General features: G+C 71.9%; 16 protein-coding genes. 8 read left to right on the top strand and 8 right to left on the bottom strand.

Features of this window, described 5'->3' with window-relative positions; all coding sequences use genetic code 11:
• Nucleotides 1-97: 97 nt before the first annotated feature.
• Nucleotides 98-463, top strand: coding sequence for a HEPN domain-containing protein (locus M1D46_RS13970; RefSeq protein ID WP_456285852.1), 366 nt, complete (start codon nucleotides 98-100; stop codon nucleotides 461-463).
• The gene (locus M1D46_RS13965; protein WP_456285851.1) at nucleotides 463-1,608 is read left to right on the top strand and encodes a hypothetical protein; all 1,146 of its coding nucleotides are present in this window, start codon (nucleotides 463-465) and stop codon (nucleotides 1,606-1,608) included. Before M1D46_RS13970 ends, M1D46_RS13965 begins: the two co-directional genes overlap by 1 nt.
• Before the next feature lie 130 nt (nucleotides 1,609-1,738).
• On the opposite strand, the gene M1D46_RS13960 is transcribed toward M1D46_RS13965, so the two are convergent.
• Genes M1D46_RS13960 through M1D46_RS13940 form a run of 5 tightly spaced genes read right to left on the bottom strand, consistent with a single transcriptional unit; the run spans nucleotide 1,739 to nucleotide 7,913 of the window.
• On the bottom strand, nucleotides 1,739-2,194 hold the full coding sequence (locus tag M1D46_RS13960) for an acyltransferase (protein WP_271172833.1): 456 nt from the start codon (nucleotides 2,192-2,194) through the stop codon (nucleotides 1,739-1,741).
• Between the two features lie 4 nt (nucleotides 2,195-2,198).
• Nucleotides 2,199-3,212, bottom strand: coding sequence for a glycosyltransferase family 2 protein (locus tag M1D46_RS13955; RefSeq protein WP_324014271.1), 1,014 nt, complete (start codon nucleotides 3,210-3,212; stop codon nucleotides 2,199-2,201).
• Nucleotides 3,209-5,119, bottom strand: a complete 1,911-nt coding sequence (locus M1D46_RS13950; protein WP_455970017.1) for a glycosyltransferase — start codon at nucleotides 5,117-5,119, stop codon at nucleotides 3,209-3,211. Before M1D46_RS13950 ends, M1D46_RS13955 begins: the two co-directional genes overlap by 4 nt.
• A 56-nt stretch (nucleotides 5,120-5,175) precedes the next feature.
• Nucleotides 5,176-6,489: an O-antigen ligase family protein gene (locus M1D46_RS13945; RefSeq protein ID WP_271172830.1), complete on the bottom strand. Its 1,314-nt coding sequence runs from the start codon at nucleotides 6,487-6,489 to the stop codon at nucleotides 5,176-5,178.
• Entirely contained in the window at nucleotides 6,486-7,913 is a 1,428-nt protein-coding gene (locus tag M1D46_RS13940) for an O-antigen ligase family protein (RefSeq protein ID WP_456285850.1), read from the bottom strand. The genes M1D46_RS13945 and M1D46_RS13940 overlap by 4 nt, the downstream gene beginning before the upstream one ends.
• A 49-nt stretch (nucleotides 7,914-7,962) precedes the next feature.
• Here M1D46_RS13940 and manA point away from each other — a divergent pair, with 49 nt between their 5' ends.
• The 4 genes from manA to M1D46_RS13920 all read left to right on the top strand — a co-directional run bounded on the left by manA (nucleotide 7,963) and on the right by M1D46_RS13920 (nucleotide 13,881).
• The gene (gene manA, locus M1D46_RS13935; RefSeq protein ID WP_456285849.1) at nucleotides 7,963-9,120 is read left to right on the top strand and encodes a mannose-6-phosphate isomerase, class I; all 1,158 of its coding nucleotides are present in this window, start codon (nucleotides 7,963-7,965) and stop codon (nucleotides 9,118-9,120) included.
• 197 nt (nucleotides 9,121-9,317) lie between these two features.
• Complete coding sequence (locus M1D46_RS13930; protein WP_271172827.1) at nucleotides 9,318-9,638, top strand: WhiB family transcriptional regulator; 321 nt, start codon at nucleotides 9,318-9,320, stop codon at nucleotides 9,636-9,638.
• 74 nt (nucleotides 9,639-9,712) lie between these two features.
• Entirely contained in the window at nucleotides 9,713-12,508 is a 2,796-nt protein-coding gene (locus M1D46_RS13925; protein WP_456285848.1) for a glycosyltransferase, read from the top strand.
• Nucleotides 12,505-13,881 (top strand): DUF5719 family protein, encoded by a 1,377-nt coding sequence (locus tag M1D46_RS13920; RefSeq protein ID WP_456285847.1) that lies wholly within the window; start codon nucleotides 12,505-12,507, stop codon nucleotides 13,879-13,881. The genes M1D46_RS13925 and M1D46_RS13920 overlap by 4 nt, the downstream gene beginning before the upstream one ends.
• 4 nt (nucleotides 13,882-13,885) lie before the next feature.
• On the opposite strand, the gene M1D46_RS13915 is transcribed toward M1D46_RS13920, so the two are convergent.
• A complete protein-coding gene (locus M1D46_RS13915; protein ID WP_271172824.1) occupies nucleotides 13,886-14,344 on the bottom strand; it encodes a hypothetical protein in 459 nt (152 codons plus the stop codon).
• A 71-nt stretch (nucleotides 14,345-14,415) separates the two neighbouring features.
• Here M1D46_RS13915 and M1D46_RS13910 point away from each other — a divergent pair, with 71 nt between their 5' ends.
• Nucleotides 14,416-14,622 (top strand): DUF3499 family protein, encoded by a 207-nt coding sequence (locus M1D46_RS13910; protein WP_271172823.1) that lies wholly within the window; start codon nucleotides 14,416-14,418, stop codon nucleotides 14,620-14,622.
• 17 nt (nucleotides 14,623-14,639) lie between these two features.
• On the opposite strand, the gene M1D46_RS13905 is transcribed toward M1D46_RS13910, so the two are convergent.
• Nucleotides 14,640-15,635: a stage II sporulation protein M gene (locus tag M1D46_RS13905; RefSeq protein WP_324014278.1), complete on the bottom strand. Its 996-nt coding sequence runs from the start codon at nucleotides 15,633-15,635 to the stop codon at nucleotides 14,640-14,642.
• 16 nt (nucleotides 15,636-15,651) lie between these two features.
• On the opposite strand from M1D46_RS13905, the gene M1D46_RS13900 reads away from it, so the two are divergent.
• Entirely contained in the window at nucleotides 15,652-16,473 is an 822-nt protein-coding gene (locus M1D46_RS13900; RefSeq protein WP_324014279.1) for an RDD family protein, read from the top strand.
• A gap of 7 nt (nucleotides 16,474-16,480) precedes the next feature.
• Here M1D46_RS13900 and M1D46_RS13895 read toward each other — a convergent pair whose 3' ends face one another.
• Nucleotides 16,481-17,236 (bottom strand): aquaporin, encoded by a 756-nt coding sequence (locus M1D46_RS13895; protein WP_456285846.1) that lies wholly within the window; start codon nucleotides 17,234-17,236, stop codon nucleotides 16,481-16,483.
• Nucleotides 17,237-17,283 lie beyond the last annotated feature (47 nt).

Here is a 17,283-nt window from a genome sequence, read left to right as displayed (position 1 = left end):
AGCACTGCCGTGTGCATCTTGCTTGCAGGAGAAATAGCGAACGCTGAGGGGCTCGCCGCATGGAGGTCGACATGATCCGAGTGGGTCGACGCTGACCGTGGATCTGAGCGCTGCGGTCCGATTGAAACTGGACAAAGCGGATGAGTTCCTGCTCATGGCGGAACTGGCGTTGGAAACGGATTCGTTCGATGCAGCAGTCAGCCTCGCAGTCTCGGCATCGATCAATGCATCCGACGCGCTGATCATGCGCACCGGTGGGGCGATTCCACGAGGTCCTGCTCACGACACGGCCGTCACGACGCTTCGTCGCCTCGTCGACCGCCATGCATCCCAGCAACTCGCGCGTGCGCTGAACTTCAAGAATAAGTCACAGTACGATTTGAAGCGATGCACCCGAGCCGATGCGGAGGAAGTCCTTCGTGCGGCCGAGCGTCTCATCTCTAAGGGCAAGGGGCTGAGTTAATGAGTGAGTTGGCGGCCACGTCCACGTGGCGTTGCTTTGTTGTAGGGCCAATCGGCAATAAGTTTGCACCGATTGGTGATCCCGCTCGCGAAATCTATGAGGATGCGCTCGAAGTGTTCGAGAAGGTGATTCAGCCTGCATGTCAAGCTGTTTCGATCGAGCCCGTGCGTGCAGATCAAATTGCGCTAACAGGCGAGATAAACGAGCAAGTGTTTCGGCACTTGTATGAAGACGAGGTTGTGATTGCGGATGTTAGCGGAGGTAACCCAAATGTGATGTATGAACTCGGTCTGCGTCACACTCGCCCATTGCTCACTATCCAGCTTGGTGAGTTCGGACAACTTCCATTCGACATAACCGCTGTTCGGACGATTCAGTTCTCTCGTTCGGATCGCGGACTTATCGATGCTCGGAAGCAGCTCCAGCGCGCTCTTGAATTTGGCATGAACGAGCCGGGCGAGGGTGTGACCGCAACACGAATCTGGAACTCTGCCTCAGAGTCTCCAATCGTCCTCGCGCAGGATCCGGCGTTGTTGGCGGAGCCCGCCGACGCGGCCGGCGCGTTGGACGAGGAGGACGTCGACGCGGATGGCTTCATCGATCGCATCGCCAATCTCGAAGAATCCATGCCGACGCTCACGAACACGACGACGGAGATTGGCGCCGTCGTGAGCGCGATGGGAAGGATTGCCGCGGATTCCAATGAAGAAATCGCCCTTCTTAACGCATCTAGCGCGCCTATGAATCAACGCCTTACTGCGGTCGCTAACTTCGCGCGCGCGCTCCAGCCGTCCGCAGATGAACTTGAGACGCTCACGAGCAATTTCTACGAGAATATGAAGCGACTCGATGTCGAGGTCCGCGGCATTCTCGGCTTCCTGGAACGAAACCCGAGCATGCTGGAGAATGCGAGCATCAGAACGTTCCTGGAGACAATCACTGCGATGACCCGGTCGTCGCGCCAGGCGATGGAGAACGTGAATCAGTTTGGAAGTGCTATAGAAACGCTGTCGGGCCTAAGTAAGGTGCTTCGCCGCCCAGCCCGTCAGGTGTCCGAGTCAGTTCGGACCATGCTTCGCGGGATTCAGCTCACTGACCATTGGGAGGAGGTGGCGCTTCGATTGAAGCAAGTTTCGGCGGTCTAGTGCTGAATAGCTTGGATTTGAGCGCCCGTTCAGGCGCTGCACATCGGCGCGGCCGCTCCGCGCGGACGCGGCGCGTGCTCGAGGAGATCGACGAGCAGGTCACCGCGCCCGGCGAGCTGTAGCGGTCGCGTCAGCGCAGGCGGCGGATGACCGCGGCCGGCACGCCGCCGACCATGGTGTCGTCCGGCACGTCCGAGGTCACGACCGCGCCCGCCGCGATGACGCACCCGGCGCCGATCCGGACGCCCCCGACGACCGTGACGGCCGCGCCGATCCAGGTGCCGTCGCCGACCGAGATCGGCTCGTGCCGCACGTCGCCCGCGCGCTTGTCGTGCCCGCCGATCTCATGCGTGTCGGTGATGAGGCGCACGAACGGCCCGAGGTTCACGCGGTCGCCGAGGCGCGTGCCGGGGCGGATGTACGCGTCGCGGTTGATGAAGACGTCCTCGCCGATCTCGACGGGGCCGAGGATCTCGGCCCCGCGGTAGATCTTCGTCCGGGCCCCGATCGCGATGTCGCGATCGCCGTCGCGGTGGAGGAGCTTGACCGACGGGTCGACGACCGCGTCCTCGGCGATGGTCAGCACGGGCTCAGCGCTTCTCGTCCTGCGCGGCAGGAGCGTCGAGCGGCGGCATGGTGCGCCACGAGCGGTCCTTCGCGATGCGGCGTCCGTCGCGCATGCCGCGGAAGAGGTTGCTCGTTCCCCGCACGGTCCGCTCCACGGCGATGAGGCGGATGAGCTCCTTGGCGAAGGTCAGCGCCGTGCCGAGGGCGAAGAGGACGGGGCGGTACGCGCCGTGCTCGGCGAAGTAGTGCCGCATGATGCCGCGGTTGCGCATGATGTAGTAGCGGTACGCGTTGCTCGAGGCGTTGAGATGGCGCACGCCCATGTCCCACTGCTTGATCTCGCGCGTGCGGCGCAGCACGAACTCGTTGACGATCGCGGATGTCGTCTGGAGCGACGCGAGCCATCCGTACACCGAGTCGTCCCAGTAGATGAAGAAGCGCGGATCGGGCAGCCCGACCTTCTGCACGATGTCGCGGTGGATGAACATCCCCTCGAAGCACCCGGAGTTCATCTCGCGGTACCCCGTGGCATCGAAGCCGGCCGGGGCGAAGGGGATCGGGATGCCGAGCGGGATCGACAGGCGGTACTGCCAGTAGAACTCGCTGCCGTCGTAGTCGTAGCGGCGCCCCTGGATGCTCTTGAAGCGCGGCGCCCACACGCCCATGCGCGCGAGCCCGTCGGGGAGCACCTCGACGTCGTCGTCCATGAGCCAGATCCAGGTCGAGCCGAGCTCGTACGCCACGCGCATGCCCTCGCTGAACCCGCCGGAGCCGCCCGTGTTCTCCTCGAGACGCCGGTAGACGATCTCGGTGCCGATCTCCGCGCGGAACGACTCGACGACCTCGGTCGTGTCGTCGGACGACGCGTTGTCGACGATGACGACGTGGCCCGGCTTCGGGTCCATCTCGCCGATCGAGACGAGCAGCTTCGACAGGAGGTGCGAGCGGTTGTAGGTGACGACCACGATGGTCGCGGTCGCCGGGTCGAACGCGCGCGGGTCGTAGCTCTGCTCCACGACGGACGTCTTCTCGCTCATGACTGCCTCTCGAAGATCTCGCGCCACGCGCCCTCGGACACGAGGCCGGGCAGCGCCTCACGGTACTCCCGCTGCAGGCGCGGCCACTCCCGTCGCAGGCGCGCGTGCAGCCGGATGGAGTCCAGGAGCATGCGCCGGTACAGCAGCCGGTCGCGCGTGTAGATGTTCTTGCCCGAGCCGTCCGCCGCGCTCACGAGCGCCGAGTCGTACAGCGGGACGCGCCACCAGTGCGCGTCGGACTTGCCGAACTCGACCTCGGGGCGCTCGACGTTGGCCGGGTCGGGCTCCCGCAGCCAGTGCGAGACCAGCGTCTGCGCGGTGAAGAGCCGAAGCCGCCATCCGGTGGGGCTGTCGAAGACATGCTGCTTGAGCCGCTGGAAGACCTGGCGCCCGCGCCGCGAGCGGATGACGACCTCGGGGTCGCGATGGACGACCGTCTCCGGGAAGCGGGCGGCGAGGGAGCGCGCCTCCGGCATCGCGGTCGCGAGGTTCTCCCGCAGGTGCGCGGGCCCGCGCAGCACGTCCCGCAGCGCGCGGTTCCGCAGCGCGACGGGGTAGTACTGCATCATCATCAGGTGCTTGAGGTCCACCCGGCGCGAGTGGCGGATGAGCGTCCCGCCGCGCGGCGCATTCGAGTGGAGGAGGCCGGCGACGATCCGGTTGCGGGCGTGGAAGTACGCCTGCCAGTCGATCGAGTCGTCCTTGCCGATCCAGGACACGTGCCACAGCGCGGCGCCGGGCAGCGACACCGTGGGGTAGCCGGCCTCGCGCGCGCGCAGGCAGAACTCGGCGTCGTCCCACTTGATGAACGCGGGCAGCGCGAGGCCCACCTCGCGGATGACCTGGGTCGGGATGAGGCACATCCACCAGCCGTTGTAGTCGGCGTCCATGCGCATGTGCAGCAGGGGCGTCTGCCGGATGTTCGCGCGACGGAAGTCGTGCGGCATCCTCTCCTGATACAGGTTGCGCCACATGAACGGCTGCTCGTCGACGACCTCCGCCCACGCGTGCAGCCGCGGGCGGTTGAGGAGATCGAACATGTGGGCGCCCACGAGCACGGGCTGCGTCGCGAAGCGCCCGAACGTGATCGAGCGGCGGATGGACTCCGGCTCGATGCGGACGTCGTCGTCGAGGAGCTGGATGAAGTCGCTCTCGGGGCGCTGCAGCGTCTCGTGCATCGCGCGCGCGAAGCCGCCGGAGCCGCCGAGGTTCGGCTGCTCGACGACCTGCAGCTGGTCGCCCAGGCGCGCGGCGACCTCGTCGTACCCGTCCTGGGCCGCGACCTTCTGCGTGCCCTGGTCGACGATGAAGATGCGGTCGACGAGCTCGAGCGCCTCGGGGGCGTCGGCGAGCGCGCCGAGCGTCGCGACGCAGTAGTCGGGCTTGTTGTACGTCGTGATCCCGAGCGACGCCTTGCCCGTGCGCGCTGGCTCCTGCTCGGTCGTCCACTCGCCGCCGGCGAGCACGACGTCCTCCGCGCCGGCCACGACGTCGAACCACAGCCATCCGCCGTCGCTGAACTGCGTGAGCGGGATGTCGAACACGGTCTCGGCGTCGCCGAACGCGTCCTTCGTGTCGATGCGCTGCTGGGCGGCGTCGCCCGTCGAGCGGTACACGAGCACGGTCGCCGTGCCCTCGGTGCGCACCGCGAGGCGCACCGAGCGGACGCTCGTCCAGTGCTGCCAGTACGACGCAGGGAAGGCGTTGAAGTACGTCGCGAACGACACGCGCGTCCCGGCCGGGATCCGCGCGCGCGTGCGGCCGAGGATGTCGGAGAGATGCGCGACGTCGGAGACGCGGACCGGCTCCTCGTCGATCGTCGACCAGACCTCGGGATCGATGTACAGCGGCAGGAGGTCGGGATCGCGGTCGAGCGGGAAGACCACGCTCTGGAGGACGTGTGTCACGGCGAGAGCTCCGGGTGCGAGACGGGATCGGCGCCGGGTTCGGGCCGCCGTCGAGCCTATCGCGGCGGTGCCAGGGGATCCTGTGATTCGCCCCCGCTCGCCACGAGATCGAGGCTCTCGCGCCACGAGCGGGACTGGCCCGCGCGGACGGCGCACAGCACGAGCAGCAGCCAGCCGGCGCCCTCGAGCGTGAAGCTCTCGAACATCGAGTCGACGATGAGCGCCGCGAGCACGGCCGGGGTCCACGCGTACACCGTCGACTTCCGCTCGCTCGCGACGAGCCAGGAGCGCACGAACGCGACGCCGCAGAGCGCGGCGAAGAGCAGCAGGCCGACCCAGCCGAGCTGGAGCAGCACGTCGAAGTAGGCGTTGAGCGCCGAGCGGTGCGACTCGCCCAGGAGCACGTTGATGACGTTCATCGGGTACGCGTCGGCATCCCAGCCGCCGTGCCAGCCGAAGCCCTGGATCGGACGGTTGCCCACCCACGTGAGGATCGCGTTCCAGAGGTCGGCGCGCAGCGAGAAGCCCGCCGTCGCGTCGAGCCAGCGGAGGATCGGATGGCGGAGGGCGTAGGCGATCGACAGCGACAGCACGAGCGCTATCGCGAGCGTCCACTGCAGGGACCGGCGCCGCTCGGGGGCCGCGCGGCGCACGAGGGTCAGGGCGAGCAGCGCCACGGCGACGGACAGCGCGAGGACGACCGCCGTCGGGGAGGCCGACAGCACCGCGAGCAGGGCCGCGAGCGTGATCGAGAACGCGGCCTTCTGCGGCGGGACGGACTGGGTGCGCCACTCGACGAGGAACGTGACGAGGGCGACGATCGCGACGAACCCGAGCATGTTTCGGGTGCCGAAGAGGCCCTGGATCGGGCCCCCGTTCGCGATCTGGCCCGCGATCCCGAGGAACGGGAACGGCATGTCGAGGAGGATCCCGGAGAGGATCTCGAGGGCGAGGGATGCCGCGAGCAGCCACCGCAGGACGTCGCCGATGGCGCGCACCGTCTGCAGCGTGTCGCGGATGTGCGCGATCACGAGCGCGAGGAACCCGTAGGCGACCAGCGACATCCATCCGCCCAGGGTCGCGTCGTCGTCGTTCGACCAGATCGTCGAGACGAGCGCCCACACGAGGAACACCACGAAGCTCGTGGGGGCGAACCCGAGGGGGCGCAGCTCGCGCCGCCGTGCCGCGATGATGCCGATGCCGAGCACGACGAGCGACACGATGACGGTCGCGAGGGTCACGCGCCCCGCGGTGCGCTCGACCGCGTGCGACCCGAAGGCCGCCAGCAGCGTCGCGAGCGTGTAGGCGCGCGCGACATCGGCCGAGCGCAGGAGGCGCGCCGCCATCCGCACGGGCGAGTACGGGTTCATCCGCGCCGCACCCGCAGCGGACGCCTCTCCGGCGCCGACGCCTCGGCGACCCCGACGTCGACGAGCGGGACGGACTTGATCTTGAAGGCGAGCAGCGTCACGAGCATCCAGCCCCACAGCATGATCGGCCCGGACTCGGTGAGCCCCTGCACGAGCAGCATCGCGACGACGAGGATCGGCAGCAGCGTGAGCGCCTGATAGGGGCGGTCAGCGCGGATGTCCCAGCGCGGGCGGTCGACGGCGAAGAACCACGCGCGCCACGTGAGCGCGGCGAACACGCCCGCGACGAGGGCCACGCCGATCGCTCCGAGCTGCAGGTAGACGTCGAGCCACATGTCGTGCGCGTGGAAGACCGTGATGCCGTGGTCGAGGATCCAGCCGTCGAAGGCCGGGTCCCATGGGAGCCACGGGCTCGCGAAGCCGTTGCCGGCGACGGGCCGCGTGCTCGCGCGCTCGAGCACGGCCTGCCAGATGTCGCCGCGGCCGGTCAGGTCGCCCTCCCGCCCGACGAGCGCGAGCAGCCGCTCGCGCAGGAGCACCGCGGAGACGATCCCGACGACGGCCACGCCCGCGAAGACCGCATACAGCGGCGTGCGACCGCGCGGCAGCGCGGCGCGGCGGATGAGGAGGGCGGCGCAGAGGACGCCCGCGACCGCGACGAGCGCGACGAGCGTCGTCACGGATCCCGAGCGGAGGAGGAGGAAGGCCGCGAGGGCGATCCAGACGATGCGGACGGCGGGCGACGGCGCCCGGTCGGCCAGCCGGATGCCGAACACGATGAGCGCGAGCAGGCACAGGATGCCGAGGAGGTTCGCGTTGCCGACGATGCCCTGCACGCGCCCGGGATCGAGCACGCCGTCGAGGAGGTTGCCGCGGACCCAGTACCAGTGCGGGTCCGGATCGGCGGGGGCGTCGGAGAAGTTCGGAAGGAGCGGCCGTCGGCGGATGCCCGCGACCCACAGCTCGAGGAGGAGCGAGAGGCCGAGCACCCAGCGCAGGGAGATCTCGAGGCAGCGGACGAGCTCGCGCCAGGTGAGGGCATCGGCGAGGAACAGCCCCTGCAGCGTCGCGGAGGCGAGGAGCAGCCAGGTCACCGCCGTCGCGGCCGGCCACGCCGACCACAGGAGCGACAGCAGCGCGAAGGCCGCATAGGCGAGCCCGAGCCAGGGGAGCCGACGCCACGCGAACGGCGTCGCCCGCCGCGAGCGCCGCAGGCGCGGCAGCCAGATCGCGAGGGTCGCGAGCGTGAGCGCTCCGAGGAGGACCGCGGCCCCGGCCATCCCGGCGAGGTTGTACCAGAACGAGTGGGCGAGCGCGGAGAACACCACGAGCACCGCGTATGCGCGCAGCAGGAGATGCCCCGTCTTCTCGCGCTCCGGCGCGGTGGGCGGGTCCGCGACCGGATGGCGGCTCAGCTGCGTCATCGCGCACCAGGCTACCGTCCGCCGCGCGCGGGCACCCTAAGGTGGGATCGTGCTCGTACCGCTCACCAATGTCCCGCGCGACTACGCCTGGGGATCGCGTTCGCTGCTCGCCGCTCTCGAGGGCCGGGAGCCGGCCGAGGGGCCGGAGGCCGAGGTCTGGTTCGGAGACCATCCGTCGGATCCCGCTGACCTCGCGGACGGCAGCGGCCGCACCCTCGACGCGTGGATCGCGGACAACGGCGTGCACGTCTCGCCGACCGGGCGCCTGCCGTACCTGCTCAAGCTGCTCGCGGCCGGGTCGCCGCTGTCGATCCAGGTGCACCCCACCAAGGCGCAGGCTGAGGAGGGGTTCGCGCGTGAGGCGTCGCTCGACGCCGACGCTCCCCGCAACTACGTCGACGACAACCACAAGCCCGAGATCATCGTGGCGCTGAGCGACCGCTTCGAGGCGCTCTGCGGGCTGCGCGACCTCGACGCGACGCGGCGCCTGCTCGACGCGATCGGCCCCGCAGCCGCGCCGCTGCGCGACCGCCTCGTCGACGCGGAGGGCCTGCGCCAGGCGCTCGGCTGGCTGCTGGGCGGCGAGGCGGGGGAGACGGTCTCGGAGATCATCGCCGCCCTCGACGAGGCCCAGTCGACCGAGTTCGCGGCCGAGCTCGCGAACGCGCGCCGGGTCGCATCGATCTATCCCGGCGACCCGGGCGTCGTCGTCGCGCTCCTCATGAACTACGTGCTCCTGCGGCGCGGCGAGGGGCTGTTCCTCGGCGCGGGTCAGCTGCACGCGTACGTCTCGGGTCTCGGCGTCGAGCTCATGGCCGCGAGCGACAACGTTCTCCGCGGCGGCCTCACCCCCAAGCGGATCGACGTCGACGAGCTCCTCGCGATCGTCGACCCGACCCCGGGCGAGGTGCCCGTCGTGCTCCCCGTCGCGGTCGACCACGGCAGCCGCGGCGTCGAGGCGTTCCCGGTGCCGGTCGCGGACTTCCGGCTCCTGCGCGTGCGCGCGGGCGAGGACGAGGAGGCGAGCCTGCGCCCGGCTGGCCCCGCGATCGTGCTCGCGACGGCCGGCGCGGTCACGGTGTCCGACGGCGGCGACGCGGTCGAGCTCGTGCCGGGACGCGCTCTGTTCGCGACGCCCGACACGGCGCAGCTGCGGTTCGACGGCGACGGCGAGGTCTTCGTCGCCGAGCCGGGCGCTCCGGCCTGACGCGGCGGGACGCGCTGCACCACGGCGCGTCCCGGTGTCGGCGACACGCCTCGCCGACACGCCGACACGCCCGGTGAACCTTCAATCTCCCCTTCAGGGTTTACGATCCGCGACTTGACCTATCCGAATCACACGGTTGTAATTAGGTGCACACGCTGCCCGCGTGGGGGGATAGGACAAGGGGTGGGAGAGCGACGATGGCGACTTCGCAGTATCGATCCGGAGTTCCCGACAACTGGTTCGTGGATCCGGTCGACCTCGGTGTTCCCGGAGTGCGGCCTGCGACCGAGGAGGACACGGCGCTCGCCTGGCAGAGCGACGCGCTGTGCGCCCAGACGGACCCCGAGGCGTTCTTCCCCGAGAAGGGCGGCTCGACCCGCGACGCGAAGCGCATCTGCGCGACGTGCGACGTGCGCGCCCAGTGCCTCGAGTACGCGCTCCAGAACGACGAGCGGTTCGGGATCTGGGGCGGCCTGAGCGAGCGCGAGCGCCGCAAGCTCAAGCGCCGCGCGAGCTGACCCGCCTGGGAATCCGCCCGCCCGGCGCGCCGGTGGACGGCTCGACGCGGCCCCCGGCTTAGGCTTGCCGGGTCATGCCCGCCGCAGTCCACGCCGTCCTCGTCGCGCGCTCATCCCCGGAAGCCGTGAAGGTGCTCGGCCGCACCCTCGAGGCCGTCCGCTCGCAGACTCGTCCGGTCGACGCGCTCACGATCGTGGTGTGCGGTCCGATCGCTCCCGTGCGCGAGCTCGTGTCGGCGTCCGGCGCCGAGGGCGTGATCGAGGCGTCCGCCGCGACGCCGTTCGCGGCCGCCGTGGAGTTCGCGCTGCGACGCGTCACGCCCGGGGCGTCGGTCTGGCTGCTCGCCCATGACGCGACACCCGATGCCACCGCCCTCGCGGCCCTCGCGGGCGAGCTCGAGCGCGGGCCGTCGATCGCGATCGCCGCCCCCAAGCTCGTCGACGCGGACGACGTCGACCGCATCGTCTCCCTCGGGCAGAGCATGACCCGGTTCGGCCGCGCCGTCGAGCTCGCCGACGGCGAGTTCGATCAGGGGCAGTACGACGCGCTCGACGACGTGCTCGGCTCCGACATCCGCGGCGTTCTCGTCCGCGGCGAGGTCGTCGCCGACCTCGTGCCCGATCGCGCGCTCCTCGGCGTCGACGAGGGCCTCGACCTCGGTGTGCGCGCGCACCTCGCCGGCCGGCGCGTCGCGCTCGTGCCGCGTGCCCGCGTCGCCGTGCCGAGACCGGCGCGGAAGCGGATGCGCGACGACTTCCGTCAGCGCACCGCCCAGCTGCATCGCCGACTCGCGTACGCGCCCGCCTGGGCCGTCCTGCTGCACTGGCTCTCCTTCCTGCCGCTCGCCCTGTGGAAGACGGCCGTCCAGCTCATCGCGAAGAACCCGGCCTTCGTGCCCGCCGAATGGGCGGCCGCGATCGTCGCGATGGCCCGGATCCCGGCCGTGGCGCGCTCGCGCGCGCGCATCCGCCGGACGCGCCGTGCCTCGTGGACCGCGGTCGACGCCCTCCGGGCCACCCGCGAGAGCCTGCGCGAGCGACAGGCCTCGCACGACCATCCGGTCGTCCGCCGCGAGCTGCGCTTCTTCAGCGGCGGCGGCGCGTGGGCCGTGCTCGCCGCCGGCGTCGTGAGCGTCGTCGCCTTCCTCGCGCTCCTGTCCTGGCCGGGCGTCGCGGGCGGCGCTCTGCTGCCCCTCGCGCGCACCGTGTCGGGGCTGTGGGCCGAGGCCGCCTTCGGCCGCCGCGCGGTCGGGCTCGACGTCGTGTCGCCGGCCGACCCGTTCGCGGCCGTGACTGCCCTGCTGGGGTCGCTGTGGCCGGGCAGCCCGTCGTTCGCGCTGCTCGCGCTGTGGCTGCTCGCCCTCCCGCTGGCGGTGCTCGGGGCCTGGTTCGCCGCGACGCGCGTCACGGTGCGCTCGGGGCTGCGTGTCGTGATGGCGGCGCTGTGGGCGCTCGCGCCGAGCTTCCTCTCGGCGCTCGTCGACCCCCGTCCTGCGGCGGTCCTCGTGCACCTGCTCCTGCCGTGGCTGCTCTTCTCCGGCGCCGCGGCGCACCGGTCCTGGGGTGCTGCCGGCACCGCGTCGCTCCTGCTGGCCGCGGTCGTCGCGTGCGCGCCGTCGCTGGCCCCTGCGCTCGTCGTCGTGTGGGCGCTCGGGCTCGTCCTGACCTGCGCGCTGCGCCCGCGGGGCATCGCGCGCGTCGTGTGGACGCTCGTCCCGAGCGCTGCGCTCGCGTTCCCGGTCGTCCTCGCGCAACTCGATCGCGGGACGCCGTGGGCGCTGCTGGCCGATCCCGGGCGACCGTGGGCAGGACCCGTGCTCGCGGCCGATGAGCGCTGGCGGATCGCGCTGGGCTTCCCGACGTCCGACCCGGGCGGATGGGGCGGCTTCCTCGCCGGCCTCGGGCTCCCGGCCGAGACGTGGTGGGTGCCGATCCTGCTCGCGCCGGTCGCGCTCGCCGCGCTCGTCGCGCCGCTCACGCGCCGCTGGCGGGCGGGGATCGCGATGATCGTGATCGCCGTGCTCGGCCTCGCGACGGCCGGCGCCGCACTGTCCGTCCAGGTCGCGTGGGCGCAGTCGCAGCCCGTCGCCGTCTGGCCCGGTGCGGGGCTCAGCCTCGCGTGGCTCGGCCTCGTCGCGGCGGCGGTCATCGCCTTCGACGTCGGCTTCGCGCCGCGCGCGGTCCTGCGCGCCGCCGCGCTCGTCGCGACCGCGTGCGTGCTGCTGGCCGCCATCCCTTCGCTCACCGCCGTCCACCGGGGGCAGGCGGCGCTGCGCAGCGGAACCGACACGACCCTGCCCGCGTACGTCTCGGCGCAGGCCGCGATCGCGGAGGACGTCGCGACCCTCGTGCTCGCGCCCCAGCCCGACGGGGGCGTCGCGGCATCCGTCGTCTGGGGGGCGAGCGAGACGCTCGGCGGCCAGTCGACGCTGCAGTCCACGCAGCCCGCTCTCTCCGACGGCGACCGGCGCATCGCGGAGATCGCGACCGACCTCGTGGCCGGGTCCTCGGCCGACGCGACCGGGGCGCTCGCCGAGCGCGGCGTGGGATTCGTGCTGCTGGCCGCGGAGGGCGAGGACACCGACGCCGCGCGCGTGCTGCGCCTCTCCGCCGCGACCGCGATCGATCAGCGGGCCGGGCTCGTGCGCGTGGGGGAGACGCCGCGCGGCGTGCTCTGGAGCGTCGACGTCGATCGCGCGCCGCGACCGGCGATCTCGGACGACGACGCGCAGACCGCTCGGGGCATCGCGCTCGTCCAGCTCATCGCGGTCGCCGTCGCGCTGCTGCTCGCCGTGCCGACGCCCGCGTCGCATCGCGCGGCTCGCCGGAAGCCGCGTGTGATCGCCGCCGAGTACGAGGAGGTCTCATGAGAAGGGCGACCGTGTCGGCGCGCATCGGCATCGGCGCCGTGGTCTCGGCGGCGGCGGTCGCCGCCGCGCTCGGCGCCGGAGTCGTCCCGTGGCCCGTCGTGGGAGGCGAGGCCCCTGCGGTCGACGTGGCGCCGGCGCCCGCGGAGACGGTGCTCGCATGCGACGGCCCCCTGCTCGCGCTCGGACGCTCGGCCGAGGACGCGGGCGGGCTCACCGCGGCCGCCGACCCGCGCGTGGTCTCGGGCAGCACGGCCGACGGCGAGCCCGAGCGCGTCGACCTCACCGTCGCGGGCGTCGACGGAGCGGCCGTGCCCGTCTTCCGGCAGAGCCCGGACGGGCGCGAGGCGGTTCCGGTCGCGGCGGCCTCCTCGTTCGAGACCGACGACCTCGACCTCGGCGGCTTCGCGGCGTCGGAGTGCCGCCGACCCCTCATGGAGTCCTGGATCGTGGGCGGCGATGTCACGACGGGCTCCACGGGCATCCTCCTCATCGCGAACCCGACCGACGTCAACGCGGTCGTCGCGCTCGACGTCTTCGGCGTGGACGGCCGGCGCACGCCCGTCGGGTCCGACGCGATCGCCATCCCCGCGGGCGAGCAGGTGGCCATCCCGCTCGCCGGGATCGCCGAGGGCGAGGAGGCGCCGTCCGTCCGGGTGACCGCCGACGGCGCCCCTGTGCGCGTCACGCTGCAGTCGAGCCTCGTGCGCACGCTCGAGCCCGGTGGCATCGACCTGCAGCCATCCGTCGCGCCCGCACCGGTCCAGGCCATCCCCGGCATCAGCGTGACGCGCGAGGCGAGCGAGAGCGAGAACTCGGCGGGGCTCGTGCGACTGCTCTCCACGTCGGACGCGACGGCGACCGTGACCGTGCTGCCCGAGGGCGGGGGATCGCCCGCGCGCGCGCCCGAGCAGGTCGCCCTGACCGCCGACCAGCCGATGTCGGTCGACATCGGCGGACTCCCCGAGGGGCGCTACACGGTGCTCGTCGAGTCGGATCAGCCGCTCGTCGCGGCGGCGTGGCAGGCGACGGGGTTCGGCGCGGGCTCCGACTACGCGTGGTACGCGGCGGCTCCCGCGCTCGATGCGCCGACCGCGTTCGCCGTCCCCGACGGTCCGGGCGCGCGCCTCAGCGTCTACAACCCCGGAGACGAGGACACCGCCGTCTCGATCACGCGCGGCGACGAGTCGCAGACCCTGGAGGTGCCGGCGGGCGGCTTCGCCTCCGTCGAGCTCGCCGAGGCGGGCGTCTTCGTGCTCGACCCCGGCGGGTCGGCCGTGCACGCGTCGGTCGGGTTCGAGAGCGGGTCGGCCCTCGCCGGTCTCCCGGTCGAGCGCGACGCGGCCGCGCCGCAGGACGTCCGCGTCTACCCGTGACCGGTCAGAACCAGCGGTAGCGGTCGGGCGCGAGGTCCCACGGATCGCGGTCGAGGTAGTCGGCCGCCGCGCGGAAGACCGCGCCCTCGATCACGAGCCGGCGGTGGAAGTCGTCGGCGCGCGCGAGGCCGATCGAGCCGTGGATGCGGCTGAGCCGCTCGACGGGGATGCGGAAGAGGATGATCCGACGCGCCGCGCGGTCGATGCGCCACCGTGGGATGCCGTCCTCCGATGGCTCGACGGGAAGGCCGGCGATCTCGAAGCTCACGTCGCGCAGCTCGGGCCACGCCCCGCGCAGGTACTCGGCGGCCGAGCCGACGGCGACGTCGAACCGCTCGTAGCGGGTGTCGACGGGCGGCAGCGGAGGGCGCACGATCGAGCTGCGGCCCGTCCGACCGTGGCGGCCGTGCCGTGCCGTCGAGCGCCGCGCGACGGGACGGGGTGCGCGATTCCACCACTTCATGCCTCCCAGCTTAGGCTCGCGCGCTGCGCGTCGTCGCTGTCCGGCGCCGCGGCCTCGATAGGCTGTCCGGGATGCGCGAGAGACTGTGCTCGAAGGTGGGCTGCGCCCGCGAGGCCGTGACGACCATGACCTACGACTATGCCGACCAGATGGCGGCCGTCGGACCGCTCGGAGCGGGCGACGACCCGCACGCGCACGATCTCTGCGCGTTCCACACCGAGCGGCTGTCCGTCCCGCAGGGGTGGGTCGTCTTCCGCCACGAGACGCTGCGCGCCTAGCGCGCGCCCGGCCATCCCTATCCGGAGACGAGCCGCGGCGTTCCCGCCTCGTACTCGGTGAGTCCTCCGGTCTCGCCGGCCCTGGCCGCCCTCCGCCCCACGAAGAGCATGTAGAAGAGGAAGACGCCGAGCGCGAGCGCGCCGATGCCGATCTTGAGCCACCACGGCCAGGGCTGGCCGGTCACGAATCCCTCGACGACGCCCGACAGGGCGAGGGCGAACACGAGCCCGATGGCGATCGTCGCGAGCGAGAGCCCGGCGTCCGCGAGCGCGGCGAGCCGGGTGCGCGGGCCCGGCGCGACGAGCGCCCAGAAGATGTGGAGCCCGGCCGCGCCCGCGACGAAGATGCAGGTCATCTCGAGGAGACCGTGCGGGAGGATGTACAGCACGAACACGTCGCCCCGGTCGAACGCGAACATGACGGCGGCCGCCGTCCCCAGTCCGACCGCGTTCTGCATGAGGACGTAGACGGGGAACACCCCCGTGACGCCGAACAGCACGCACTGCGCAGCGATCCACGCGTTGTTCGTCCAGACCATGCCCGCGAACACGGCGGCCGGGTTCTCGGTGTAGTACTCGGTGAACTGCTCGCGCGCGTAGTGCTCGAGAGCGGCCTGCGGCCCCAGCGAGGCGACGAGGGCCGGGTCGCTCGAGACCCACGCCGCGACGAGGGCCACGACCGCGACGAAGAGCACCGCGATGACGAGCGTCGTCCACCGGACGCGGTACAGGGCCGCGGGGAGCTGGAGGGCGAAGAACCGAGGAAGGGTCCGCAGGACGTTCTCCGGCGCGCCCGTCAGCCGCAGGCGGGCGCGCGACAGCATCGTCGAGACGTGGTCGCCCTGCGGCGTGCGCCCCGCGCTCGTCTTGATGTCGGCGAGGTCCGCCGACGCCGCCTGGTAGCGGGCGACGAGCTCGTCGACCTCGGGACCCGTGAGCCGACGGCTCTTCGAGAGCGCGTCGAGCCGCGCCCATTCGCGGGCGCGAGCGGCCGTGAGCGCGTCGAGGTTCACCTGATTAACTGTACGCATGTCGACGCCATCCGCTCCGGCGCGCGCCACGGTGCAGGCGGTCCGTGACGACGAGGTGCTCACGGGAGAGGCCGTCGCGCTCGACATCCAGCCGGTCGGGCTCGTGCTGCGCGCCACCGGCGCCCTCATCGACGTGCTCGTGTCGATCGCGCTCTACGTGCTCTTCGCGCTCGCCGTCTGGCGCCTGCTCGACCTCGGCGTCCTCGACGATGCCACGATGCGCATCGCGCTCGTCGTCATGCTCGTGATCGTGCTCGTCCTCCTGCCGACGACGGTCGAGACGCTCACGAAGGGGCGCAGCCTCGGCAAGCTCGTCGTCGGCGGTCGCGTCGTCCGCTCGGACGGCGGGGCGATCGGGTTCCGGCACGCGCTCATCCGCGCCCTGGTCGGCGTCTTCGAGACGTACATGACCGCCGGGGGGACGGCGCTCCTCGTCGGGATGTTCACGCCGCGCTCGCAGCGTCTCGGAGATCTCGTGGCCGGCACCTACGCCGAGCGCACCCGCACGCCGCGGCTGCCGCCGGCCGACTTCTCCCTCCCTGCGGGCATGGAGTCGTGGGCCGCGATCGCCGACGTCGGGCGGATGCCGGATCGGCTCGGGCGCCGCGTCTCGCAGTTCGTCGCGGGCGCTGGCCGGATGTTCCCCGCCGCGCGCGAGCGCGTCGCACATGACCTCGCACGCGAGATCGCCCCGTTCGTCAGCCCGCTTCCGCCCGTGCCGCCCGAGATCCTGCTGCGCGCGGTCGTCGCCGCGCGGCGCGATCGGGAGCTGCGCGCCCTGGCTCTGCAGGACGAGCGCGTCGCGCGGCTCGCCCGCTGACGTCGGCTCAGCGGCGATCGAGGAAGATCAGGCGACAGGCGAAGCCGGCGAGCACGGCGCCCACGAGCGGGAAGACGAGGAACGGCCACAGCTGCGCGAGCGCCGCGCCGCCGCCGTAGACGGCGGTCGCGATCGAGCGGGCGGGGTTGACGGACGCGCCGTCGACGACGATGCCGACGAGGTGGATGAGCGCGAGCGCGAGGCCGATCGCGCCCGGAGCGAGCGCCGTGCCGCGCTCGGGATGGGTCGCTCCGAGGACGACGAGGACGAGCACCGCCGTCAGCACGACCTCGGCGATGATCGCGGCCGGGAGGTCGAACCCGCCCGGCGACCGCTCGCCCCAGCCGTTGCTCGCGAACCCTCCGTTCTGCGCGGCCTCGAGCCATCCGGCGGGCCCGAACAGGCCGATCAGCACGAGGAGGGTCGTCGCGACCGCACCGCCGATCACCTGGACGAGGGCGTACTTCCACACCTCCGCCCACGGGAACCGTCCTGCCACGGCGAGGCCCAGGGTGACCGCGGGATTGAAGAGCGCACCCGAGACGCCCGCGAACGCGGCGGCGCCCACCGCGGCGGAGAGGCCGAAGGCCGCCGCGGTGGCGAGGTACACGATGCCCGGTGCGAACGCGTCGCCTGCGTCGGCGAGATGCGCCGCGAACAGGGCCGTGCCGACGCCGCCGAACACGAGGAGGAAGGTCCCGACGGCCTCGGCCATGAGGCGCGCAGCGGGCGTCGTGGGGGCGGGGGAGGTGCTCTCGGACATGACATCCTCTCGGGCGGATGGTCTGCTCTCGCTTGCATCGTGGCACA

The organism is Microbacterium sp. JZ70 (genome assembly GCF_053903225.1).
Note: the sequence above shows the minus strand (reverse complement) of the source record. Positions and strands in the feature narration are given on the sequence as shown.